At 40.7% G+C, this 25,281-nt stretch carries 18 protein-coding genes; 5 read left to right on the forward strand and 13 right to left on the reverse strand.

The features are described from left to right. Positions 1-32: 32 nt before the first annotated feature. Positions 33-1,226, reverse strand: coding sequence for an NAD(P)/FAD-dependent oxidoreductase (locus ACNAN0_RS12565; RefSeq protein WP_416353474.1), 1,194 nt, complete (start codon positions 1,224-1,226; stop codon positions 33-35). A gap of 159 nt (positions 1,227-1,385) precedes the next feature. On the opposite strand from ACNAN0_RS12565, the gene ACNAN0_RS12570 reads away from it, so the two are divergent. Further along, the gene (locus ACNAN0_RS12570) at positions 1,386-2,564 is read left to right on the forward strand and encodes a cation:proton antiporter (protein WP_230913095.1); all 1,179 of its coding nucleotides are present in this window, start codon (positions 1,386-1,388) and stop codon (positions 2,562-2,564) included. A gap of 180 nt (positions 2,565-2,744) precedes the next feature. On the opposite strand, the gene ACNAN0_RS12575 is transcribed toward ACNAN0_RS12570, so the two are convergent. The 3 genes from ACNAN0_RS12575 to dnaB form a co-directional block, all read right to left on the reverse strand. Next, positions 2,745-4,034 (reverse strand): adenylosuccinate synthase, encoded by a 1,290-nt coding sequence (locus ACNAN0_RS12575; RefSeq protein WP_230913094.1) that lies wholly within the window; start codon positions 4,032-4,034, stop codon positions 2,745-2,747. Between the two features lie 430 nt (positions 4,035-4,464). Continuing rightward, positions 4,465-5,631, reverse strand: a complete 1,167-nt coding sequence (locus ACNAN0_RS12580) for a hypothetical protein (protein ID WP_230913093.1) — start codon at positions 5,629-5,631, stop codon at positions 4,465-4,467. 29 nt (positions 5,632-5,660) lie between these two features. Beyond that, entirely contained in the window at positions 5,661-7,061 is a 1,401-nt protein-coding gene (gene dnaB, locus ACNAN0_RS12585) for a replicative DNA helicase (protein ID WP_230913092.1), read from the reverse strand. Between the two features lie 358 nt (positions 7,062-7,419). Between dnaB and ACNAN0_RS12590 the strand changes: the two genes are divergently transcribed. After that, on the forward strand, positions 7,420-11,478 hold the full coding sequence (locus ACNAN0_RS12590; RefSeq protein ID WP_416353475.1) for a hypothetical protein: 4,059 nt from the start codon (positions 7,420-7,422) through the stop codon (positions 11,476-11,478). Between the two features lie 117 nt (positions 11,479-11,595). Here ACNAN0_RS12590 and rplI read toward each other — a convergent pair whose 3' ends face one another. The 4 genes from rplI to ACNAN0_RS12610 form a co-directional block, all read right to left on the reverse strand. Next, complete coding sequence (gene rplI / locus ACNAN0_RS12595; protein ID WP_230913090.1) at positions 11,596-12,051, reverse strand: 50S ribosomal protein L9; 456 nt, start codon at positions 12,049-12,051, stop codon at positions 11,596-11,598. A 196-nt stretch (positions 12,052-12,247) separates the two neighbouring features. After that, entirely contained in the window at positions 12,248-14,254 is a 2,007-nt protein-coding gene (locus ACNAN0_RS12600) for a DHH family phosphoesterase (RefSeq protein ID WP_416353476.1), read from the reverse strand. A 290-nt stretch (positions 14,255-14,544) separates the two neighbouring features. Continuing rightward, positions 14,545-15,564 (reverse strand): DUF916 and DUF3324 domain-containing protein, encoded by a 1,020-nt coding sequence (locus ACNAN0_RS12605; RefSeq protein WP_230913088.1) that lies wholly within the window; start codon positions 15,562-15,564, stop codon positions 14,545-14,547. A 79-nt stretch (positions 15,565-15,643) separates the two neighbouring features. After that, complete coding sequence (locus ACNAN0_RS12610; RefSeq protein ID WP_230913087.1) at positions 15,644-16,516, reverse strand: diacylglycerol/lipid kinase family protein; 873 nt, start codon at positions 16,514-16,516, stop codon at positions 15,644-15,646. A gap of 120 nt (positions 16,517-16,636) precedes the next feature. On the opposite strand from ACNAN0_RS12610, the gene ACNAN0_RS12615 reads away from it, so the two are divergent. From ACNAN0_RS12615 to ACNAN0_RS12625, 3 genes are all read left to right on the forward strand, one after another. Further along, entirely contained in the window at positions 16,637-18,058 is a 1,422-nt protein-coding gene (locus tag ACNAN0_RS12615; protein WP_230913086.1) for an O-antigen ligase family protein, read from the forward strand. Positions 18,059-18,246: 188 nt separating this feature from the next. Beyond that, positions 18,247-18,786 (forward strand): transposase, encoded by a 540-nt coding sequence (locus ACNAN0_RS12620; RefSeq protein ID WP_416353477.1) that lies wholly within the window; start codon positions 18,247-18,249, stop codon positions 18,784-18,786. A gap of 13 nt (positions 18,787-18,799) precedes the next feature. Then, on the forward strand, positions 18,800-19,975 hold the full coding sequence (locus tag ACNAN0_RS12625) for a transposase (RefSeq protein WP_416353478.1): 1,176 nt from the start codon (positions 18,800-18,802) through the stop codon (positions 19,973-19,975). Here ACNAN0_RS12625 and rpsR read toward each other — a convergent pair. From rpsR to gyrA, 5 genes are all read right to left on the reverse strand, one after another. Next, positions 19,941-20,174, reverse strand: a complete 234-nt coding sequence (gene rpsR / locus ACNAN0_RS12630) for a 30S ribosomal protein S18 (RefSeq protein WP_416353479.1) — start codon at positions 20,172-20,174, stop codon at positions 19,941-19,943. The two genes, ACNAN0_RS12625 and rpsR, sit on opposite strands and share 35 nt — an antisense overlap. Positions 20,175-20,208: 34 nt before the next feature. Further along, positions 20,209-20,715, reverse strand: a complete 507-nt coding sequence (gene ssb, locus ACNAN0_RS12635; RefSeq protein WP_230914371.1) for a single-stranded DNA-binding protein — start codon at positions 20,713-20,715, stop codon at positions 20,209-20,211. Between the two features lie 34 nt (positions 20,716-20,749). After that, positions 20,750-21,043, reverse strand: coding sequence for a 30S ribosomal protein S6 (gene rpsF, locus ACNAN0_RS12640; protein ID WP_230914372.1), 294 nt, complete (start codon positions 21,041-21,043; stop codon positions 20,750-20,752). Positions 21,044-21,249: 206 nt separating this feature from the next. After that, the gene (locus ACNAN0_RS12645; protein WP_407929215.1) at positions 21,250-22,677 is read right to left on the reverse strand and encodes an MFS transporter; all 1,428 of its coding nucleotides are present in this window, start codon (positions 22,675-22,677) and stop codon (positions 21,250-21,252) included. Then, positions 22,628-25,249 (reverse strand): DNA gyrase subunit A, encoded by a 2,622-nt coding sequence (gene gyrA / locus ACNAN0_RS12650; RefSeq protein WP_230914374.1) that lies wholly within the window; start codon positions 25,247-25,249, stop codon positions 22,628-22,630. Before gyrA ends, ACNAN0_RS12645 begins: the two co-directional genes overlap by 50 nt. Between the last annotated feature and the right edge of the window lie 32 nt (positions 25,250-25,281).

The raw sequence follows: 25,281 nt of genomic DNA on the forward strand, positions 1-25,281 counted from the left end.
TCTCAATCAAATTTAGACAATACTTTTAAATTCTAAAGTGGCCAACGTCCCTTTTTGAACATCGTACTTAAGTTTGCATCTTCAAATAAAGATTTATCAACGACGGCGCGCTTCAAGACTTTAGCCATGAAACCCTTATATTTGCGTTGCTTAGCGCCAACTTGGGCAATGCCGTCTGCCCCACCTAAAGAAGCAACTGTACCGATCGACTCATAGGTAAAGGGTTCCAAAGCACCGCCTTGAATAGCAGAAGCAATATTTTTAGCGGCTAAGTTACCTTCCCGAGTAGAAATCTGTGCCGTTGTTGGATAAGGTCGATTGCTGCTTGGATCCATTGCTGCAGAAACATCACCAACAATAAAGACTTCCGGATGTTCCTTTAAATTCAATTTATCCGTTACAACGACTCGGTTCCGTCTTTGTTCAAAGCCAGATTCAGCAATCACGTCACTCCCAGAAACACCGACAGTCCAAATAATCGTGTTACCGTAGACCCGCTTTTCACTTTCACCATCGCCATAAACCACTGCATTTGGTTCGATTTTCGTGATCTTAGTCCCCGTCATCATATTGATGCCGTGATCTTGTAAGTATTCCATCGCATAATTAGCTAGTGACTCATCAAACATTGGTAAAATCCGTGTTGCCATTTCCATAGAAGTCACTTGAATATCTGGCGTATTATATTTTGCTTGTAATTTTGGCACTGTGTGTGTCAATTCACCAAGCAACTCGATGCCAGTAAAACCGGCACCAGCCACAATAATACTCAAATCTTTGCGATCTTGCGATTTCGCATAGTTAGCCACATGTGCCTCGATCGTTTCAAAGATCTTTTCAGCTGAAGGAATATCTTCCAATGGCAATGCATTTTCATCTGCACCAGGTAGACCAAAACTTTCTGAACGGAACCCTAATGCAACAACCACATAATCATAGGCCATGGTATCATGATCCACAAAATCAACTGTTTTAGCATCAACATTGACCTTTTTGACTTCAGCTTGAACAAAATTCACAGACTTAGGTAAAATGCTGCGAATATCAAACGTAATTTTATCGGCTGGCATCGTTCCAGCAGCCACTTCGTGCAATTGTGTTTTTTCGGCATGGATCGTATTCTTATCTACCAACGTGATCGTTGTATTTTGGGGTGCAAACTTGCTCAACGTCTTGGCAGCCCGAATACCAGCATACCCCGCACCTAAAATTAATACATCAGTCATTTTATTACACATCCTAGTTCTTAATTTTATTCCTTACTTAATTATAGCAATTAAGCTTATTTTCACAAAGTATCAGCTCATAAAGCGTACCAAATTACCTGTTAATTTCAAAGTAAAATGGTCTATAATGAGAGTATTTTAATGGAAAGAAGGCCGATCATGGCATACATTGGTATCATAATTTTAATTTTAACGACAACCACGCTCTTAGCCCAGCTAGCTCAGCGTATCAACGTACCGAGCGTGATCGGTCAATTATTAGCCGGGATTCTCCTCGGTCCCGCAGTTTTAAATTTGATTCAGCCAACTAATTTAATTCAGACCTTTGCTGAAATCGGCGTGATCATTTTAATGTTTGTCGCCGGCTTAGAGAGCGACTTACAGCAATTATTCAAATTTTTAAAACCTGCCTTATCAGTTGCCATCATTGGAGTGATTTTTCCCGTTGTTTTGATGGGTTTAGCCAATCACTTTTTTGGTTTCACAGCAAAAGAATCATTACTAGTGGGCGTTGTTTTTTCAGCTACTTCTGTCAGTATTTCCGTTGATGTTTTGAAAGAGTACAAGGCGCTCAATACCAATGAAGGTGCAACAATCTTGGGTGCGGCCGTTGCCGATGATATTATCGGTGTTCTCTTATTAAGTATGACCATTGCCATTATGGGCGGTGCTGGAAAAAATGCTGATCAACCGCTCTGGTTTATTTTATTACTTAGCTTAGCTTTTTTTGTCGGTGTTGTATGCCTTGTCCGCTATTTAGCGCCATTACTGATGACTTTGAGTCTGCGCATGAGTGTGAATTCCGCCCCGATCATTACCGCTTTAATTATTTGCCTGGGAACGGCTTTCTTAGCTCAAATTGTTGGTTTAAGTGATGTGATCGGTGCCTTTTTTGCTGGCGTCGCCGTTGCCCAAACTGATGCTAAAAAAGAAATTGATGCTAAAATTGAACCTATTGGTTATGGACTATTCATCCCCTTCTTTTTTGTAAGTATTGGCCTCAATATGCAGCTTGACTTAACCTGGAAAACCGGGCTTTATATTATCTTATTGACTATATTAGCTATCCTAACCAAACTCTACGGCTGTGGCTTAGGCGCACATCTAACTGGCTTTGACCATAATAGCAGTTTAATGATCGGAGCCGGTATGATTTCGCGCGGGGAAATGGCTTTGATCACGGCGCAAATCGGCCAACAGGCACACTTAATTCCTGAAGCTTATTATTCCGCATTGATCATCGTGATCTTATTAACCACCCTGATCTCACCCATGGTTATTAAACACTATCTTAACTTAAAAGAGTGTGACAAAAGGCGATTAACGACCGAGCACTAACAAGAATCACGATAAATGGTGGTTTTGCCATTTGAGGGATTCGTCGTTAGGTGAGGGCGTTGCCTTTGGAACACGTTTAAGAAATAGATGACAAAAGGCGGTTAACGACCGAGCACTAACAAAGAGGTATAAAAAAATCCTTGATTATCATTTCAAGGATTTTTTTATATAATTTATAATTTACTTTTGATCCCACACGTTATATAAAATGTTGGTTTGTTCGCGGTCAGGGCCAACAGAGAAAGTGGCAACGGGAACACCTACCAACTCTTCGATACGTTTGACATAGTTACGCGCATTTTCTGGCAAATCAGCTAATGTTTTAGCACCAGTGATATCTTCATCCCAACCCGGTAATTCTTCATAGATTGGTTTGCATTGTGCTAATTCTTTCAAACTAGCTGGATAATGATAAATTTCTTCACCATTACGCTCATAGGCTTTACAAATTTTAACTGTTTTGAGTCCTGTTAAAACATCGATCGAATTCAAACATAGATCTGTAATACCAGCCACACGCTTAGAATGCCGTAAAACGACAGTATCAAACCAGCCAATTCGCCGAGGCCGCTTAGTCACAGTCCCATACTCATGTCCAGCATCACGAATATAATCGCCCTCTGCATTCAACTGTTCTGTTGGGAAGGGTCCATCACCAACACGAGAAGTGTAAGCTTTGGCAACGCCAACGACACGATCAATTTTAGAAGCGCCAACACCACTACCAATAGTTACCCCACCGGCAGGATTGGAAGATGTTACAAATGGATATGTCCCTTGGTCAATATCTAACATGACACCTTGAGCACCTTCAAATAAAACATTTTGCTGTTTGTCAATGGCATCGTTTAGTACAACCGATGTATCTGTCACATAAGACTTGATTTGTTGCCCATAGTCATAATATTCCTCTAAGATTTCGTCATAGTCTAATGGCTCGGCATCATACATTTTAACGAACTCTTTATTTTTTTCGGCCACATTGAATTTTAAGCGTTCTGCAAAAATCTCTTTATCCAATAAGTCCGCGATTCGAATCCCAACTCGAGCTGCTTTGTCCATATAAGCTGGTCCAATGCCGCGGTTCGTGGTCCCAATCTTTTGATCACCCTTACTAGCCTCTTGTAAACGATCCAATTCAATATGATATGGCAAAATCACATGGGCACGATCAGAAATACGTAAATTTTTACCTTCAATACCCTGTTGTTTCAAACGTGCAAGTTCTTCGACGATGGATTTAGGATTCACGACTACACCATTACCAATGACGCTCAGCTTATCTGAGTACAAAATACCTGAAGGGATTAACCGTAATTTATAAGTTTGACCCTCAGATTTAATGGTATGCCCAGCGTTATCGCCACCTTGATAGCGCGCGATTACATTAGCGTCTTCACTTAAGAAATCCGTGATCTTCCCTTTACCCTCATCGCCCCATTGTGTTCCTACCACAACAACAGATGTCATATGTACACCTCATTTAGATTTTAGATAGATAATTGACACATACAAAGTATATTCTACCAACTTTTACAACACAAATAAAGCAGAGCGTGACAAAGGGTGGTCAGCTTCGGAGCACTAACGGAAATCGCGCAGACATGGCGATAGCCATTCCAGAGATTTAACGTTAGGTGACGAAGTTACCCTTTGGAACGCGTTTAAATCCAGAGTGCGAGTATCATCGGGTAGTTTTCGAGCATCAACCTAGAATGATACAGTGGGTGCATTTCCCACAAATCATTCGTAGTTGTGGGATGAAATTGGTCCACGAGCGCATTTAAAGCGCGAGTGAAGCTGGTCAGCTTTGGAGCTCTAACCCGAATGACACAAAAAACCGATCAACCGCTAAATCCTGACAAAAAACATTAGGTAAAAGCGCTGATCGCTCCATATTTTATTCATTATGATGCCTGAACTCGGCCTCTAACAAATAACTATTCAAATAATCAAAAGCAATTTCTAAACAATCTTCTAAACGGATGGTCACTGTACTAGGTGCCGGCTGCTCAGTACGTTCATCTAATAGCTGTAACTCAAATTGAGTCCCATCAAACTGACTAGGATAACCCAAGTAACTATTTTCAGCATCACCGTGATAACGAATACGAATAAGATGGCCCTTGGTTTGCGCATAATAAATAATATTTGACCACAGTAACGCCTCGTGAATTGGCCAGGGCTGTTTTAAAACCGGCTGAACCAGCAAGCCTCTTTTTTTATTGGCCTGCTCATAAAAACCAATGGTATGAATATAATCCGAAACAGCTGAGATCTCCGCGATTTCAGAGAGACGGATCAGGACATAACCACCAAATTGGCCGGTCATATCAAGTAGCGATAGTAAAACACTATCTTCTAGAAGCCGCGTCACATAACCTACAAAAAAATTGTTTGTAACATCTTTGGGCTGCATTGAAATTAAAATAGCATCTTGACGTGCTTTTTCCAAAAATGTAGGTAGGAGTTCACTAGTCTTAATACGAATCAAATTTTGGTGTTGCGGTTTTTGCGCATATAACTGCCGCCCCAGATATAAATCTAAACCACCAAATTCAACCACATCGATCGTGATGGTATCCATCGTGATAGCTTTAGACTTTGCATAGTTGAAACGATTAAAATAATCGAATTTTAACGTATCTCCTAGGCTCTGGATCACACCTTCGTAATAATCATCTTCATCAGCTAAAGCCAGCAAGATCAATTGCTTTTCCTGATAGGCCAAAGCTAGCACTTGGTCCAGTAAAGGCACATAGGGATCAAAGTTCAAATGTCGGTGCAAGAAGCTTGGTTGCAACAAATGCTCTTGCGCCACGGTTTTAATTCGAAAAGCCATACTGCTCAGATCTGGACTATCTGATTCAACTTCAGCAATTGCCCGTAATTGAATAAAAACAAAGCCATCCTTAATGCCATTTTCATTTACTGTGGCTAAGACAACCCCATTTTCGTCTAAAGCGACAACCGTCCCAGTATAAAAATCATCACTTTCCAATTGGTAAATATTGATCAAATCTAAGGTTTCTTTGGCTTGAGCCAATTCTGAAAAGATATCTGACATGATTGCCTCCCTTATCGATAATTTTAAGATCAAGCAGGTTCTTGACCATAAGCAATTGACGAAAACTTATTATAGGACTTAATGAACAATAATTTAACCGTGCCACGAGCGCCACTACGGTTCTTTTCAATAATAACTTCCACTTCACCCACATCTTGATCTTCGTCGCTTACCGGCTCAGAAGCTTGAGTATAACTATTGTCATCACTATCTTCTTCACTATCGCGGTAATAGTCTTCCCGATATAAAAACGCAACAATATCGGCATCCTGTTCAATAGAACCGGATTCACGAATATCTGATAATACCGGCCGTTTGTCCTGGCGCTGTTCTACACCACGGGATAGCTGGGATAACGCAATGACAGGAACATGCAGCTCCTTAGCCAATTTCTTGAGCTGCCGTGAAATCGCCGAAACTTCCTGTTGCCGGTTTTCTTGGCCGCTGCCTTCGATCAACTGTAAATAATCGATCACGATCAAACCCAGATTGCCCTTTTCTTTAGCTAAGCGCCGACACTTCGCCCGTATCTCAGCCATTTTAACTCCGGGCGTATCGTCGATATAGATCGATGCTTTAGATAAACTTCCCATGGCAACGATCAGGTTATTCCATTCTTCATCATTCAACTGACCGGTTCGTAAATGGTTCGATTCGATACTGCCCTCGGCACACAGCATTCGATTGACCAGCTGTTCTGCCCCCATTTCCAGACTAAAAAGTGCAATGGTGTTATCCGTTTTAGTCCCAATATTTTGGGCAATATTCAAGGCAAAAGCAGTTTTCCCCACACCTGGACGAGCAGCCAAAATAATTAATTCATCCTCATGCAGGCCCGCAGTAATCTTATCCAATTCCCGATAGCCTGTTGGTAGGCCGGTAATATCATCATTATTTTGGGAAAGATTATCGATATTTTTTAAAGATTCTTGCAAAACATCACTGATCGACTGAAACCCAGTATTACCCCGTTGCTCAGAAACCGCCAAAATATCACGTTCAGCGTCGTCTAGTAACGTGGTAACGTCGTCTTCGTTCTCATAACCCTTACTGACGATTTTAGTCGCCACATTGATCAATTGCCGCGTCATCGCTTTTTCTTTCACGATTTTCGCATAGTAAGTCACATTAGCTGCGGTGGGCACAGCAATCGCCAATTCAGCTAAATAGCTAATACCACCAATATCTTCCAATTGATTTTTACCATCTAAAATATTTTTGATAGTTACTGTATCAATAGCTTCGTTCCGATCATTCAGATCAATCATAGCTTGAAAGATCAATTGGTGAGCTTTCTTATAAAAATCTTCTGGTTCTAAATATTCCATTGCTTCAACTAAAGCATCACTGCTTAAGAAAACTGCACCTAAGACAGACTGTTCTGCTTCGTTATCTTGGGGTGGTACCCGATCATATAGTGCATTATCCATGGATAAAAATTTCTCCTACTAAGTAAAACATAAAGGGTCTTAAATATCTTTTTATTTTATACCAACTGTCTCAAAAATGATATTTTTGAAGTTCTTGGATCTCTTATCAAAAAAACGACTTATTTTCGGCCTCTAATTTATTTACACGAAATTCTGTGGCAAAAAACATCACCCTTTATCACGCAAAATTTTTGTGCATTGGTGCAGCTTGCTTGAACACTTCAATGATAAAAGTAAATATTAATAAAAAATTTTATTTCATATACCAATGTTCATTTTGGTAAAAATAAGATTATACTAAATATTAGAATATCGTTTTTTGTTTCAGTCATTGCGCATCAGGGAGAGAAGGCAAATCATGACTCAAACTTCAAAACATCGTACGTTTATTATCTTATTTTTATTGCTTTTACTCGCGTTGGCCATAGGCGGAACCAATGATCATGATAAGGTCCAAGCACAGACACCCACTAAGATCAGTACCGCTTATTTGGCCCAACAAGTCGTTCAACAAAACAATGGCTTGAATGCTTCCCAACGGCAAGCAACTTTGCTCAAAAAGATTGATCAGGCAGCTAGTTCGAATAACTTGACGATCTTGACTAATTATTTATCTGGTTGGTATGACATCCAGCAGAATTTAAATTCTACCCCCTTACAACCAGAATTTAAGAAAGCAGCTATTCCTTTCGTGGCCTTACTAATGGTAATAGGCATGCAGCAGCTTCAAAAACAGCAGACCGATGCCTATACAAACTTTGCTGCCGTTAATAATTTCAGTAAGTTAAAATTAGCAACAGGTCCCAGTAATATGACCTACGCCTCAGATAACAACAATAAAGTTAATTATGATTATTCAAAATCTTCCGGGGTCACAACTTGGAATGATGTCAATTATGGCGCGGAATATTTACCTAAAAGCGGCTTAAAAGCTTCGAGTAAATATCCAGGTTCTGAACCCAACAGTGTTGATTACAGCGAACCCGTCGATCCTACGACTGGCTATGCCCCTGTCTACTTAAACACAGTTCGCACAATGAAACATGTGCCTGAAGAGAAATCATACTTACCCTATACATGGATTCAGGACGGCGATAATGCCTATGACCGGCTATCTCGGATGCATATCTTATATGCCACTGGGGTAGACTTGGGTCCCCTAAATATCGGGGATGGTGAATTTAGAACCGGTTATACCCGGGGCACGAATGCCAACTCACCTTATCGGGGCGGTCGAATCATCATGTCGGGTTTCCTACCATTAACAGCCAATATTAGCTTGGGTCGCGCACTTTCATATTCAGATTTTAACCGCGGCAATTATGGCTCCATGGTTCAACTCCAATTACCGGTAGGGGTAGATGCAGCAGCCTTCCTAAAATGTGGTGATTGGAACTCGACTGGCTCCTCTTCGACTTTTTTACCAAGTCATTCGGCTATTACCAACGTTCCAATTATTGGACCAGTTGTTCAGGCAATTTATTCTGGTATTAACCAACTCCTAGGTGGCTTGCATCTTGGGGTTTTCTCGTTCCCACTACAAATGTATCCTCAATATGCTGCCGTGGATGCTGAAGACCCAAGAGAAATTTACATTCCAATTGGTGGTACGAGTATCGGGGATTCTATCAACGCAGCGAATGTTCGCTGGATGCCTTCAGATGATACTTTAAATGGCATCGGCAATATTATTAATAGCATTGAAGGGTTTTTAAAAAAGTATAGTGGCGTCCCACTTGTTGGTAAAGTTCTCGATTTCGTTCAGAATGCCTTAAATATTTTAAACAATGCGCTAAAGGTCGGGGGTAAAACTTTGGCCGCTGCTTGGCAAGGATTTTGGGATGCAGCTTTAGCTGTTGTCTTGCCCTCATCCTTCATACTCGGCTTTAACTTGGCAGGGATTGTTTCTGGACATGGCTGGTTTGATTTATCACGTTACACCGGTAATTGGAGTACGGCTGAGATCAACGCCAATAAGACCTACTTCAAAGACAAGATCCTAAAGGCAGAATATCTTAAGGCGGCTGATGACTCGCCCAACAAGGTTTTAACCCGGGGTACTTTACCGCCAAATACTGGTAATCATTGGAATCAATACTATAACGCCTATATGCAGTCAGATATGCTGGCGCCCAATGCAACGTCCTGGTTAGATAATTCCAATGGTTGGTATTACGCCCAAGTTAGAAAAGGGGCCACAGGTCATAAAGTTCCCGTTAAAAAGAATAATGACCTCTACACTTGGAGTTCTTACTTCTCACCGATCGATCAAAATCATGACCCCCGCGATAATGGCATCTATGATCCAACCAAATCATTTAATCTCAAAGACCAAGTCTTCGATGGCTCTAATCCCGATGATACCGAGGAATTTCCCGAAATTACCCAAGTCGGCACACCTAATAGTGACAATGCTTTAAAGTGGACATTCGCACCGATTCCAAGTACAACGCCTGCTTATATGAAGGCGCTGACTGGTCCGAATTTCTCTGATCGGCGGGTCGATATGGACTACGATGCTAAGCAGACACCATTTACAGCCATTGATGGCTGGCATTCCAGCGGCACCATTGGTCAAGGGACGGTTTTACCAGACAGTCAAAATCAGTCTAGATTTTTCCGGGTCATTGATTATTTCCAAAAGGCAGATATTACAAACGATACAGGTACAATGCTACTGCCATTAACGGCGCAAAATCCAGATAATGATGGCTTCGTTCAACCTAAAGAATTTGATGCCTTTATGAATACCCACTTTAATCGTGATGTCAAAGTCTTTTACAATGGTCAGGCCCGCTCAGATGATGACTTTTCAAAGGGCACTAATAATGCGGCAACCGTTCAAAATGGGAACGTGATCAACGGCAGTTACATTACTGTAAAGCAGAAGGTTGCAACGCCGACGATCAAATGGACAAATACACCTGCTGTTGGCGGTACTAAAGCGACCACTAATTTCCGTGGTTTGATTTATTCACCTCATGCTTGGCAAGCACGGTTACAATACCGCATCACTGCCAGCGGGGATGTTCCTGGCTCTTGGCAGGCGTTTCCGGCTACGAATAGTCTCAATAGTCAATTTGCTTATGGTCAAACGAGTGATAAATGGCATAATATGAAGCAAGAAATAGTTTCTAATTATGATGCCACTGGCTATATCAATGAAAAGGGCAGTAGTACGGCTCAGCCAGCCACCAAGTCGCAACAAACATTTCTTTGGAGTGATCAGTTGGATAACCCAATTCCAGATGGCACTATGGCGCAAAGTGATGCCCCTTTGGGTAGTGACTTGAACACTAATCGGACCAAACACTCAATTGAATGGCGATTACCTCTAAACTGGGCCAATGCCGGCCAATATCAGGTCGAAGTTCGCGCAATTGACAACTTTGGTGATGCTTCTAATGTTTTAAGTAATACGATTTCTATTGGAAGCAATTCTAAAGTTACCCTTAGAGATAAAGCCATCGTTGGTGGTCATGGCAGTACTCAATATGCCGATCTTCAACTTAACAATGGTCAGCCGCTAGATCGTAGTACCAGTCCTGTTTTTGTTGGCGATCACGGTGATAATACAGATCCTCAATTAGATCCCGATAAATATGAGTTGGCAAATGATCAACGCTTTGCGACACAATACAAACAATTGAAACAGGATTTCCATCTTGAATATATCAAGATTCATGCCAATAGTTCTGATGTGCTTAATAACCCCAACTTCAAAGCTATTTTCAAAGATGGGACGACAATCAGTGATTCCGCACTGCAAGACAAACAGATCAATGTTGATCAATTCAGCAAAGCTGGTGACTTAACCCTCAATCTACCAAAGAGTGACTATGTTTTAACTTACTACTACACACCAGTAACTTTAAGTTTAAGCACGCCTAAACAGATTGACTTTGGTTTACGAGCCTTACCAGAAACAGGTCGCTATCTATACGCGCCTAGAAACAAACCGACCCAAGATCCCCTGGCAGTCAAATCCCAGCCTTATGATGACAATACTTGGAGTTTAGGTGCTAAGATCGATCAGTCATTCAAACCTGCTTCAAACACGACGCCTATCCAAAATAGTAATGTCCTCTCACTAACCTACAGTAATTTAAATAAAGTAGGAAATAGTGCGGTTCAACTCTATACTTTCCTTGATAGCAGCGTTCAAGATTTCTTCACGCCACAAACCGCAGCAGCCGCCGACTATACTAAGTCTACCAGTGGCACAGGTGACAATACCGTCTACACCTACGACTTGTCTAGTAAATGGTATACTTCTCCGACAAGGCGCGGTTCCGATGAAGACCAAGCTAGAAATCAGCCGGGCCCGCTCCTGTTTACTTATGATCCAACTAGTACACTTAAATCAACTAAGTACGAAGGCTCCATGGATTGGATCTTAACTAACGCGATTCAATGACCCTTAAAGCTCTGCTCAATAAAAACACACGCAAGCATTAAGTTCAGACTTATCTTGCGTGTGTTTTTTATATTTAATCCTAAACTAACCTAACTTCAAATAGGCTGTGGTCGACTATTATTTTTGCTCAGTGATATGCACACGTATCTTAGCTTCCACACCAGGAAAAAGCTTGACTGGCACATTGGTATACCCTAAGGAACGAATTGGCTCAGGTAAGTCAATTTTGCGTTTATCAACATGCATGCCATATTGTTTTTCCAGCGCTTGAGCGATTTGTTTACTTGGCACGGAACCAAATAAGCGCCCATCTTCACCTGCTTTAGATTGCAACTGAACCACGGTTTTATCAGCTTCAAGTCTCGCTTTAAAATCCTGTGCTTCAGCTAGTTCTTCCGCTTTTTGCTTCTCTTCAGCGTGTTGCTTGCCCTTCAATTCACTCATTGCTTGAGCTGTCGCAGCCTTTGCTTTACCGCGTTTAATCAAGAAATTTTGGGCATAGCCATCAGGTACCTCTTTAACTTCACCACGTTTACCTTTTCCCCGTACATCTTCTAGGAAAATGACTTTCATATGAAGACCTCCTTAACGAGATTGGGACAAACCTAATATTTTGTTCCCGCTCGTTTATTTTAAACGTGTGCCAAAAGGCAACGCCCTCACCTAACTGCGGATCACACCAAATGGCAAGTCCACCATTTGGTGTGATTCTCGTTAGTGCTCGGTCGCTAACCGCCTTTTGTCTCACTCTCCGCTCGTTTTTATTATATCAATTTTCAGATTCATCTTGGTGCAAAATATCAATTAATTGTTGACGCACATCAGCAATAGAACTCTCAGCAATCTGAGTCGCTGCATTGGATAAATGTCCGCCGCCGCCCATTTTTTCCATGATTACTTGGACATTGAATTCACCGTTACTTCTTGCGGAAATACCAATTTTACCATCAGGCCGGACAACAATCACAAAAGAAGCTTCAATACCAGATAGTGATAATAATGTATCCGCTGCTTGAGCCGCAGTAACGGGATCATAGGTCTGATTCTCTTCCCCCACACACAAAGCAATATTAGGCTCGATCATTTCTACTGTATCAATCAAGTGGTTCCGTTGAATGAAATCATTCACATTTTCTTTCAGCAAGTTTTGTACCATGACACCATCGGCACCCACCGAACGCAAATAACTAGCTGCATCAAATGTCCGTGTACCTGTACGCAGCGAGAACGACTTGGTATCGACTGTGATTCCAGCCAACATCGCAGTCGCTTCAAGTTTATTGATCGAAGGCATATTCTGAGGCTGGTATTCAAACATCTCTGTAATCAGTTCACAGGTAGATGAGGCATAGGGTTCAATATAGACCAACATCGGATTTTCGGGAAACTCTTGGCCTCGGCGATGATGATCGATAATAACGGTTCGTGCTTGCAGCTGCTCATAAAGCTCTGGACTAATAGAAATCGACGGCTTGGAATGATCCACCATGATCAGCAAACTATGATCAGTGGTCATCGTCAACGCATCTTCTGGAGATACCAAGCTTTGTTCGATCTCAGGGAAATCAGCCATATCGCTTAACAGCCGCTTCACATCCGTATGCACATTGGCTGGATTAACCACGATATGACACAGCTTGTCATTCATCTGGGCGATCCGGCGAATCCCCATGGCTGCACCCATAGCATCCATGTCTGGTGCGGCATGACCCATCACAAAAATCTGATCGGCCTGTCGAAAAATATCTTGAATCGCTTGGGCAATCATTCGCGCCCGCACCCGCGTTCGTTTTTCCATTGGGTTGGTCTTTCCCCCATAGAATCGGGCATCCTCATTAGGTGATTTGACCACGACTTGGTCACCGCCACGTCCCAGGGCCAGATCCAAATTATTTTGAGCAGTATTGGCTAAAGCCGCTAGATCCTGATCGCCATAAGCAATTCCTAAACTTAAAGTTACAGGATAATTTTTTTGCGACGTTTCTTGGCGAATATCATCTAAAAAGTTAAATTTATCAGCTTCCATTTCCCGTAAAGATTTTGCATAGGTGATCAAAATATAATGGTCATCATCGACACGCTTTAAGAAAGCCTGAAACTCATTAGCCCAGCTAGTCAATTTATTCGTGACATAATTATTTAAATTGGCAATTTCTTGATCATCCATCGACTGAGTCACTTCATCGTAGTTGTCGACGAAAATCTGTCCAATTACGATTTGTTCATCTTGATAACGATCCTCAATTTTAGCATAGCGGGTAATATCTAATAAATAGACCACCCCTAAGCTCTTTTGACTGATGATCTCAAACTGATTATCACCCCAATGGACAATTTGAACCTCTTCAGAAGTTTCACTAGTCTGGACAATTTTACCCAGTTCTTCATCAACTTCTGAAATGGTTCGGCCTAAAATTTCAGCATCACCCAAATATTGTTGAATATAGGGATTAGCCCATTGAATACGCTCGTTTTCATCATATAGCAGGATACCAATAGGCATCTTGATCAATGCTTCCTGTTCCCCGCGTTTGATCCGATAAGACAAATTTGAAACATACTCATTGGTCCGTTTATTGACCCGCAAACTGCCGAAGTAGATAGCCCCAAAAAGAACCACAAATAGACCTAACAAAAGTAGGCCGAGTAATAGACTTTTAATCAGTGTTAGCACGGTCGCAATAACCGCCACTGCCAATATAATTATACCCATGATCTTAACATCGCGATCCCTAAAAATACCAGGGATCTCAAACTTTGAAGCGAATTTCTTCATATCAAACTCCAATTTCTAGTGATTTTCCGCGTATTTTTACGAAAAAATATTAAGAAACAATTAATGGACATATTTTAGCATAAAGTACTCGATAGGTGAAACGCCACCATTACAGCCAGAACATAAATAGCGTCAAAAAAACGTGCGATAAAAGGCATTAAGCAAGGGCATTTTGGATCCCTTTAAGCCTAAAAATGACTGAGACAAAACTTGAATTCTGCCTCAGTCATAAAAATGCTAATCTTACTTTATTCTGTTTGCTTAATTGACACCCTTGAATTCATCATAAACTAGTGCCGTCTCCGCCGTTTTGTCCGTGCACCAAAGCTTAGCACAATAATCACTAGCAACAATAATACAGCTAAAAGAATATACCAAATCATGTTGCCGTTTCTTGCCGGCGTTTGTGGTTGATTCAGCTTATGCACTTGATTATCAGAAATTGTAAAGTTCCGTTTTAAGCGCCACGTATAGTCGCCAGCCTTTGCATTTACTAAAGCGGTATAATTACCAGCCGTCAGCTTGGATTTTGGCGCATCAATATTAAAATTAAAGTTTGTATTTGGTGCCATTTGATAATTGCTGACTTTGCGCTTCAAAATGACCTGCTGCTGTCCGAGTTTTTTGATTTGTGCATTCAAACTAAGTTTACCAAATAATATCGGCTGACTATTCTGAATATTCAATTGGATCGTTGCATTCCCATTTTGAATAGCCGGTTTAACAGTCCTTAAATTAAGCTTAGGCGCAACTTTTTTACTCGGATCTTGACTTAATTGCACGCCAACAACCATTGCAAATTTGGAATTAATCCCGAATTGTGATTTGTTTTGATTACTAGAGCTTGTCTGATCCAGTGCATAAATAGCCCCTAATATTTGACCTTTAAACCCATTTTGAGGTATTTGATACTCAAAAGTTACTTCTCGGCTGGTTTTAGGTGCAACACTAACGGTGACTTGCTTCGAAAATAATTCTGGCAAAATATACGTTGCCGATGAATCTTTCTTTTTATTACTCGGACTATAATTGATCTGTCCTTGATCCGTAGTCGTTGCAGCCGTTGGTTTCACTAAAATCTTCTTGGTTTTCGTAGCACTCAAATTTTGCACCAATACGGCTAACTGTCCCCTTTGTCCAGGCGTCACTTTCAATGAAAAATAGCCTAAATGCTGATCGACTTGATTCTCTGGATAGACCGGTGCAATAGTGTAACCAGCACCCTTATCTGCCGCCTGCGTTTCTGAAACTAACCCAAAAAAACTGAATAATAAAATAAATATAAGGTAGAAATATCGTTGCTTTTTCATTTAGATCACCTCTACCTAAATGTAAAACGTTTTCTAAAGATATACAACTTTAAACCTCTTTAAATCGATCCTTTTTCATTTATTTAGGCGTGATTACATATACAACCTTGGGATAAAAGACCAAGTTAATTGGCAATGTCATCGCTGCATCTCCATCAATTCTGACCCGAATCTGGGTATCATCATCTACCGTAAACTTCAATTGATCGGCTGTGAAAACAGTTGTCCCCTTCATCTCTTTCAAACGGCCAGTAAAAAGATAGTAAATATAGGCGGGAATCTTTGTAAAAGCAAAATTGTGGAGCATCATTATTTTGAAATTAGATGTATCTTTAGCTAAATACTGATAGCCAGCAATATAGTTACTCGTCGTAATCAAACAAGTCCAAATCTTGTAATGCATTGTTTGATTATTTCGAGTTAAAGCTATGCGATAGGCATGCTGACTCAATAAGCCTTTAAGCCCCTTCATCACGTAAATAAATTTACCAAAGCGTCGTTTTTCTTCTTGACGGACATTATTAGAAATATCTGCTAATGTCCCAAAAACCAACGAACTAACAACTGCCTGTTCATTGCACTGACCCAGATCTACCTGACGAGTTTTTCCGGTGATCAAGGTATGAATCGCATCGTCAATATCCTGAGGAATGCCTAACGCCTTTGTAAAATTATTAACTGTGCCCCCAGGAATAATGCCAACTTTAATCTTGGTCTTTGTTTTTAAAATTGCTGTCATTGCTAAATTGATACTGCCATCACCGCCAATACAAATTAGCGCAGCTGCCTCTGGAATCGCACGTTCTAATTGTTGTAAGGCATCGTCAGCATCTTGACCAACTACAAATACAACATTAATTTTCTGTTGTTCTAAAGCCGCCTTAACTTTCTGTGCAATTACTTTAATCTCAGTGTTACCAGCATTAGGATTATAAAAAACCAAATAGGTCATTATCAATCACCTCCATCGTGAACTAAAATGCAGTGATTCTTTGTGGGGATAGACTTCAAAAAAGATAACAGGAGTTGTAAAATTAACCTAACTAACTATCTTAGGGAATGGACGTTAAAAATGACAAAAACAAAACCAGCTCTAGATTTAAAAATCCGCAATAATCTATTTTTCATCCCATTTATACTCTATTTTATCTATAATTTCCTGCAAACCACAACTTTTGTAGATTCAATGCCTGTTTTAGACACGCAATTATTAGTTTTATTTGGTTTCTGTGTTGGGGCTAAAGCAATTATTTTTGATCACTATACCAAGCAGTCTGCTATTTTTGCCATTTTATTTTTTGTTGTCTCTGTAATTGTATTTTTTGCTTCACACTATGCACTAACTATTTTTATTTGTTTGGGTATTATCGGTGCACGTCAAATTGACTTTCATAAAATTTTAAAATGGATCTTGATAACTAGTGCGGCCTTAATGATTATCGCTTTTTTAGCTTCTATGTTTGGTTTGATTCCTGATCTAACTTACAGTCGAACGGGTGCCAACGGTAAATTACTACATTCCTTTGGGATTATTTATCGGACTGACTTTGCCGCTCATCTATTCTATCTAGCGGCCGGGTACACTTACTACAAAAAAGGTAAATTAAAAGTTTATGACTACCTGGCATTTATAATTGCCACTGGCGTCATCTATTATTTCACTGATACTAGAACCGATGCGGCTTTGATGGTATTGCTCATCATTGGTGCCGCGTTATTACAATTTAAAGTGACGCGCAAAATCATGAATAAGCTGCTTTCTATTAGCTGGCTAGCAATTCCCATTCTAGCAATTTTGATAAATGTCTTGACTTATTTATCACACCCGAATAGCAAATTTTTTGACACTGCCAACCGCCTACTTTCTGGACGTTTAGTTTACGGTAAAATTGGCTTTACCAATTATGGCTTATCCCCTTTTGGTAAGTATATCCCCATGCAAGGTTGGGGGACTGTAAAGGGTTATGAAGCAGCTCGCGGTAACGGCACAATTAATTATTTCGTCTTAGATTCCTCTTACGTGCGCATGCTGTTATGTTACGGTATAGTTCTTTTCGTCATTATTTTACTGCTCTATACTTGGAAGACACGGGCATTTCTAAAACAACAACATTATCTATTTGGCTTTATCATGTTACTCATCGCCCTCAGCAGTTTTGTGGATCAGCATTTTTATGAATTCACTTATAACTTCTTACTCTTCACCCCATTTGCCTATTTACCACAATTAAAGGGCGCACTTAATCCCGAACTTGAAACATCTGCAGTATCAGCTGAAACTGCCCCTGATCCTACAAATGAACCAACTGCTGAAACACCAACCCAAACAGATACAAATTCACCAGAACCATTACAGTCTTTACCATCTGATATTAAATTCAAAGCCGATTCTTATTTCAAAACGATCAATCGAGATGACTTGAAAAAAGCGGAACAATCGAAAAATAAGACAGCAGACGATGCGCCAGATCCAAAAGAAGATCATTCTAAGTAAATATCCATAATACAACTTTAATGTAATCAAATAGTGAGGCTGGGACATAAGTCTTTTTATACAGCCTAAAGTAAAAAATTCCTTGAGATCTGATCTCAAGGAATTTTTTGCTTTTATGTAGGCACGAAGTGCCTTCCAATGTTATTCTATAAGCGACAAAACTCTAGAAAGAAAAGGAGGACACTGTCGTGTATCAAAATTATAACAATAATCAGTTGCGTTTATCAATCCCTTTGGAGATCAATATCCCATCAAACCACGTTGCCGTTGCCATTAGTCATTTTGTCGATTCGATCCCCGATAAATTAATTTACGAAAAGGCCATGACCTCTGGCCGCCCGGCTTATAATCCAGCAATGCCTTTAAAAGTCATCTTATTTGCCTATACCAGACAAAACTTTTCTGGCCGTAAGATAGAGGCTATGGCTCAAGAGAATATTCCGACTAAATGGTTGATCGGTGATCCAGATACCGTTCCTAGTTACCGTACCATCAATAGATTTCGTTCTTCCGACCAGATGAAGCGGTTGGTAGAGGCAATGTTCTTGAGCTTTCGGCAATTATTAAAAGCCCAAGGCTTGATCGATGATAGTGCATTATTCATCGATGGTACGAAACTACTTGCTGATGCCAACAAGTATACCTTCGTCTGGCGCAAGGCCTCCGAAAGGTTTGAAGGACAACTAGATAAAAAATTGCTGGCCTTTATCAGGAACTCGTTCAAATAAAGTTGATCTGGCAATGTCAGATGAAGCGCCAAAGACAGACTCAAAAACACTTGAAAAAACGTCCGAGCAGTTGACTAACGAAATCGAACGGTTAGATCAAGTGATTGCGACAGAGCCGATTATTCCCGGCGGTTCACCTAACAAACGCCTACGGCGAAAGTTCAAACATGACCGTCATTTAATCGACAGTGACTACCTACCTAGAAAACGTAAATATGAGTCTAACAATGCAATTTTTGGTGATCGAAATAGTTTTTCTAAGACTGATCCGGATGCAACTTTTATGCGCATGAAAGAAGATGCAATGCAAAATGGTCAGTTGAAGCCAGGTTATAATCTTCAGATCGCGACTCAAAATCAGTTTGCACTATACTACGATATCAACCAACGACCAGCTGATCAAAGAACGCTGATCCCATTTTTACAATCTATGGATTTCCAAACAACACCAATAAAATATATTGTGGCAGATGCGGGCTACGGTAGTGAACAGAATTATAACTACATTGAAAACAAACTGACTGCACAAGCTCTGATCCCTTACGGGATGTTCGAAAAAGAGCAGACTCGATCCTATCGACGTGATGCAAGTAAAATAATGAACTGGAACTATGATCCGATCAAAGATTACTATACTGACGAGCATGGCATCAAATTCCACTTTATTAGAGAAGGTCACCGCAAAGACAAGGGTGGTTTCGTGCGAAACCTTCGAACCTATCGTGCTCTAGATTATGACGACCCGGAGGGTTATTTCTATGCTCATACACCTGGAGGTAACCTGCGTCAGATCAACATCAATCCCAATTGGGAACACCATAAACAACAGATGCGTGAAAGACTAAAAGATAATGATGAAACAAAAGCAATTTATGCCTTGAGAAAAATCGAAGATGAACCATTCTTCGGAAATCTGAAGGCTAATTTGAAGTACCTACGAACCTCGGTTCGTGGGATTGAAAAGGTTACTACTGAAGCAGGAATTGCAATTATGGCAGCTAATCTGCTGAAACTGACCCTCAAAGTCAATGTTATTTTTAGAAAATCAATCGTTAAAAAAATAATCGTGGTTTTCAGATTCAATATCAGTCTGAAAACTACGATTATTTTATTTTGCGTGGCTTATGTCCCAGCCTCGCCATTCATCAGTTTAATTAATCTTCAACGACGAATGGTAAAAGACCCATGATCCGTGCACGTTTGATTGCAGCAGTGATTTTGCGTTGGTTTTTAGCGCTTGTCCCTGTTACCCGACGCGGTAAAATCTTACCACGTTCAGAAACGAACCGTTTCAATAAATCAGTATCTTTATAATCGATATATTCAATATGATTAGCGGCGATGAAGTCTACCTTACGGCGACGACGGCCACGACGTTGTTGTGCCATTAAGAGTCCCTCCCTTAGCTTTCTAATTTAGTGACTAGAATGGTAAATCGTCATCGGAAATATCAATGGACTGGCCGTTATCCGCAAAGGGATCTTGCATGTCAGTATCATTGCTCTTCTGATTATTACCAGCAGATGGTTGGGAATTTTGATTCGACGTATTATGATTGTTGCCAGAGAAATTATTGGAACTTGAACCATCTTCACGACGTTCTGTGGTGGATCTAGGTTCTAAGAGTGAGAAGTTTTCAACAACAACTTCAGTTACATATACCCGTTGCCCTTGTTGGTTTTCGTAAGATCGGGTTTGAATCCGGCCATCGATACCAACAAGCGACCCCTTCTTTGTGAAGTTCGCAAAATTCTCAGCAGCCTTACGCCAAATGACGCAGTTAATAAAGTCAGCTTCACGTTCACCAGAGGCATTCGTGAATTGGCGATTGACAGCCACGGTGAAACTAGCAACGGCGGCACCGCTGTTAGTATAGCGAAGTTCAATATCCCGGGTTAATCGGCCAACGAGTACAACTCGATTGATCATTTATAACTGCTCCTTTCCAAACATCAAAAATTGATTAGTCTTCACGCTTAACGATCATTTGACGCAAAATAGCATCTTCGATTTTAGCTAAACGATCAAATTCATTGATTGCATCAGTATTTTCACTGTTGACGTTTACGATATGGTAAGTGCCTTCGTTATACTTATTGATTTCATAAGCAAAACGACGCTTTTGCCAATCTTTTGAGTCAATGATTTCTGCACCATTGTCTTTTAAGATCTTATCAAAACGTTCTACCAGTGCGCTTTTACTTTCTTCATCAATATCTGGTTTGATGATATAAGTAATTTCATAATGTGTAGCCACTGTATTTACACCTCCTCATGGACTTATGGTTGCTCACAAAGTAAGCAACAAGGAGCACCGAATCTCTCGGTCCATCCCAATAGATGGATACTCACAAATAATTACTCTAACATACCTTTCTTGTTTTTACAATTCAAATTAAAAAATGTTTCCGAATAACCCGATTGACTTCGCTAGTCAATACAAATTACGCAGAAACATTCTTTTTAAGCCACAATTTTTAATTCATGCTTTAATAGGCGACGATAGAACCATACATTTAATAAAGCCAAAAGTCCTACAAGCCCAAAAGCAATTTGACTCCCCAAAGCCACATTTTGGACGTGCGTATGCTGTGGCCATCGTACTGACATCATCAATACCGCCATCAGCGTGGTCCCAATTGAACCAAAAACTTGTTGCCCAGTATTATATAACGCATTGGCATCATTACGTTCATCTTTTTGTAATTGTTTCAACCCAAAGGTCATGGAATTACTAAAAGCCATGGACCGTCCTGTGCTGAAGATTGCGTATAAAACAACGACCGCAATGATCGTTAACTGCTGGCCCATGAGCATGAAGAGGACTGCCGTGATCAACACCAGACTATTGCCTAAATACAACGGTAAGCGACCACCGTACTTATCTAACAGCCAACCATAGACTGGCTGACCAAAACCATTTAATAAACTACCCGGGAATAAAATTAGACCGCCGATAAAGGCGCTGGCGTGATTAACCATTTGGACATAATTCGGCAGCATGAAGTTGATACCTACATTTGAGAACTGTAAAAATACGTAGGGTAAAAAACTATAAATAAAACTCGATCGTTTAAATACCGTTAACTTGAACAAAATTTTCTCTGAGTGCTTGGCCCAATAACCAAAAATAACGAACGCAATTAGCGTTACGCTAAAATAAAGCAGCACCCGGATATAATGACTTGGGCTACTCAATTCATTCAGCCCAATAATCAGACTGACTAAGCCAATGGACAAGAATACAAATTGCCCCCAAGCAAAACTGATTCGTTTTGTCGGCGTATATTGTTTGATCAGCCCTTGCCCTACCAACAATAAAATAATCGCCAGTGGTAAGGTCGACCAAAAGATCATGCGCCAATCAGAAAGATAGACCATCGTGCCGCCAAAAGTTGGGCCTAGAGCAGGTGCAATCAAAATAATCAGATTGGCAAGCCCCATATAAGTGCCCAATTTATTTCGTGGCACTGTATCTAAAATGATATTGACCATTAAAGGTGCAGCTAATCCTACACAACCGGCCTGAATTAAGCGGCCTAGTAACAATAGCCAAAATGTTGGTGCCAGCGCACATAATAGATCACCAATTATAAATAATAAAGCCGCAGTCACAAATAAAAGGCGATTCGTAAATCGCCTTTTAAGATAAGCAGAAGTAATCATTAATAAAGCGACTGTCAATAAATACCCAGTGGTGACCCACTGAACAGTAGTTAGTGATACTCCGAATTGTTTCATCAAAGCTGGAAACGTAACATTCATGGATGTTTCTGTCAGAACACCCATAAAAGACAGTAGCGCTACCGAAATGATTGGACCAATAGCATGTGTTTTAGATTTATTCATCAGTATCTGAGTCATCCGAATCTTTACGGTCTTCTTGTTGATCAGCCTTAGCTCGACGCAATAATTCGTCTACTTCAGGATGTTCCTGATCTAAATCAGGTGTATCACTTGCTTCAGTAGTTGTCGTTCTAGTCGTTGTCGCTTGGTCCTGATCATTAGCATTCAAATTATCAACCTCAGTATCTGGATCAACTTTAGCCATAGTTGACACCACAGCGTCGTCATCCACACGGATCAAGCGAACGCCTAAAGTTGCCCGACCAGTCGTTGAAATATTCTGGGCTTCAAAGCGAATAATGACACCTGTATTGGTCATTAAAAGAATATCTTCGCTGCCGCTGATCGTGGTAACGCCAGCTAATGGCCCGTTCTTTTCAGTGATATTTGCAGTCTTAATACCTTTACCGCCCCGGCCTTTAATTGGATATTCACCAGCCGGCGTCCGTTTACCGTAACCATGTTCAGAAATTACGAAAACATCTTTATTCGGATCTAAGACATCACTGCCGACAACATAATCTTGATCACGCAAGCGAATGCCCCGTACACCAGCAGCAGTTCGACCCATATGCCGAACATCTTGTTCATTGAATGAAACGGCATAGCCTAAATGTGTCCCGATCAAGATATTATCATTACCTGTTGTTAAGATGACATTGCTGAGCTCATCTTCATCACGTAAGGTAACGGCACGCAGCCCACTCTTACGAATATTAGAAAACTCAGCAACAGCAGTTCGTTTGACAACCCCTAACCGTGTTACGAAGAACAAATAGCTTTCGTTTTCATCCCGATCCCGCGGAATATGAATCACTGTTTGAATTTTTTCATCCGGGTTAATATCCAATAGATTGATAATTGGAATCCCTTTGGCTGTCCGGCCATATTCTGGAATCTCATAGCCCTTACAACGATAAACTTTGCCTGCATTGGTAAAGAACATTAACGTGTCGTGGGTCGATGTGGAAACTAAATGTTCAATGAAATCGTCATCATGAACGCCCATGCCTTGGATCCCACGGCCACCTCGATTTTGGACTTTGAATTCTGTGGAAGAAAGCCGTTTGACATAGCCATTGTGGGTCAATGTGATGACCGATTCTTCTTCTTCAATCAAATCTTCATCTTCGATGCTTAAGACTTCACCGACCAATAATTCAGTCCGCCGAGCATCGCCAAATTTCTTTTGAATCTCCATCAATTCTTCATAGATGATTTGGTTGATCCGTTCAGGACTAGCTAAAATAGCTTTATATTCAGAAATCGATTTTTGCAGCTCATTATATTCTGACTCAATTTTTTCACGTTCAAGACCAGTCAGGCGAACAAAACGCATGTCCAAAATAGCTTGCGCTTGTTTGTCACTTAGCTGGTATTGATCCATCAATTGGGTCTTAGCGACATCGCCATTAGGTGCGTTACGAATCAAACTAATAATCGCATCTACGTGGTCCAAAGCAATCCGCAAACCTTCTAAGATATGCGCCCGTGCTTCAGCTTTTTTCAGGTCAAATTGCGTTCTGCGCCGGATTACTTGCTCTTGATGTTTTAAATAATACTGTAAAATCTGCTTAAGATTCAGTACTTTAGGTGCGCCATCAACAATAGCCACCATATTGAATGAAAATGATGTTTGTAATGGTGTTAACTTATACAAGTTATTTAAAACCACTGTAGCGCTCATATCACGGCGAATATCAATCACGATCCGCATGCCATCACGATCAGATTCATCATTGAGATCAGTAATTCCATCGATCCGTTTATCCCGGGCTAATTCAGCGATACGTTCAACTAATTTTGCTTTATTGACCATATAAGGAATCTCATCGACAATGATGCGTTCCCGCCCATTCTTTTGGGTTTCAACTTCAACTTTGGCCCGTAAAGTAATCGTACCTTTACCTGTCGTATAGGCTTTACGAATGCCTGATTTACCCATAACAATCGCGCCGGTAGGAAAATCTGGTCCCGGCAGGACTTCCATAAGATCTTCGATGGAAGCCTCAGGGTTGTCCATTAAGATATGGATTGCCTTAATGACTTCCGCTAAATTATGGGGTGGAATATTGGTCGTCATTCCGACGGCAATCCCAGTCGCCCCATTGACCAGTAAATTAGGGAAACGTGCTGGTAAAACTGTTGGTTCTCGTTCACTACCATCATAGTTATCTTCAAAATCAATGGTGTCTTTATTAATATCCCGCAGCATTTCCATCGCAATTTTGCTCATTCGTGCTTCAGTGTAACGCATAGCAGCTGCGCCGTCGCCATCTACTGAACCAAAGTTACCGTGCCCATCAACCAGCATATAACGATAGCTGAAATCTTGAGCCATCCGCACCATAGATTCGTAAATTGCAGAATCACCATGGGGGTGAAATTTACCCATGACGTCCCCTACAATACGTGCTGATTTTTTATAAGGCTTTTCCGGCGTGACCCCCAGCTCATTCATACCGTATAAAATACGCCGATGCACTGGTTTTAACCCGTCACGAACATCTGGCAATGCCCGCGCCACAATAACACTCATGGCATAATCTAAGAACGAACTGCGCATGGTTTTAGATAAATTAACATTTGTAATGCGCCGATCCTGTGCATTATCCATGTGCTTTAATGACCCCTTTCATTTCCTTGAAC

It is taken from the genome of Agrilactobacillus fermenti (genome assembly GCF_047943045.1).
GTDB lineage: Bacteria > Bacillota > Bacilli > Lactobacillales > Lactobacillaceae > Agrilactobacillus > Agrilactobacillus fermenti.

Bases quoted from the DNA above. Each gene is read 5' to 3' on its own strand.
- ACNAN0_RS12615 (WP_230913086.1), top strand. From the start codon at position 16,637: ATGACAAAAACAAAACCAGCTCTAGATTTAAAAATCCGCAATAATCTA.
- ACNAN0_RS12580 (WP_230913093.1), bottom strand. From the start codon at position 5,631: ATGTCAGATATCTTTTCAGAATTGGCTCAAGCCAAAGAAACCTTAGAT.
- ACNAN0_RS12570 (WP_230913095.1), top strand. From the start codon at position 1,386: ATGGCATACATTGGTATCATAATTTTAATTTTAACGACAACCACGCTC.
- ACNAN0_RS12575 (WP_230913094.1), bottom strand. From the start codon at position 4,034: ATGACATCTGTTGTTGTGGTAGGAACACAATGGGGCGATGAGGGTAAA.
- gyrA (WP_230914374.1), bottom strand. From the start codon at position 25,249: ATGGATAATGCACAGGATCGGCGCATTACAAATGTTAATTTATCTAAA.
- dnaB (WP_230913092.1), bottom strand. From the start codon at position 7,061: ATGGATAATGCACTATATGATCGGGTACCACCCCAAGATAACGAAGCA.
- ACNAN0_RS12610 (WP_230913087.1), bottom strand. From the start codon at position 16,516: ATGACCTATTTGGTTTTTTATAATCCTAATGCTGGTAACACTGAGATT.
- ACNAN0_RS12605 (WP_230913088.1), bottom strand. From the start codon at position 15,564: ATGAAAAAGCAACGATATTTCTACCTTATATTTATTTTATTATTCAGT.
- rplI (WP_230913090.1), bottom strand. From the start codon at position 12,051: ATGAAAGTCATTTTCCTAGAAGATGTACGGGGAAAAGGTAAACGTGGT.
- rpsR (WP_416353479.1), bottom strand. From the start codon at position 20,174: ATGGCACAACAACGTCGTGGCCGTCGTCGCCGTAAGGTAGACTTCATC.
- ssb (WP_230914371.1), bottom strand. From the start codon at position 20,715: ATGATCAATCGAGTTGTACTCGTTGGCCGATTAACCCGGGATATTGAA.
- ACNAN0_RS12625 (WP_416353478.1), top strand. From the start codon at position 18,800: ATGTCAGATGAAGCGCCAAAGACAGACTCAAAAACACTTGAAAAAACG.
- ACNAN0_RS12565 (WP_416353474.1), bottom strand. From the start codon at position 1,226: ATGACTGATGTATTAATTTTAGGTGCGGGGTATGCTGGTATTCGGGCT.
- ACNAN0_RS12600 (WP_416353476.1), bottom strand. From the start codon at position 14,254: ATGAAGAAATTCGCTTCAAAGTTTGAGATCCCTGGTATTTTTAGGGAT.
- ACNAN0_RS12590 (WP_416353475.1), top strand. From the start codon at position 7,420: ATGACTCAAACTTCAAAACATCGTACGTTTATTATCTTATTTTTATTG.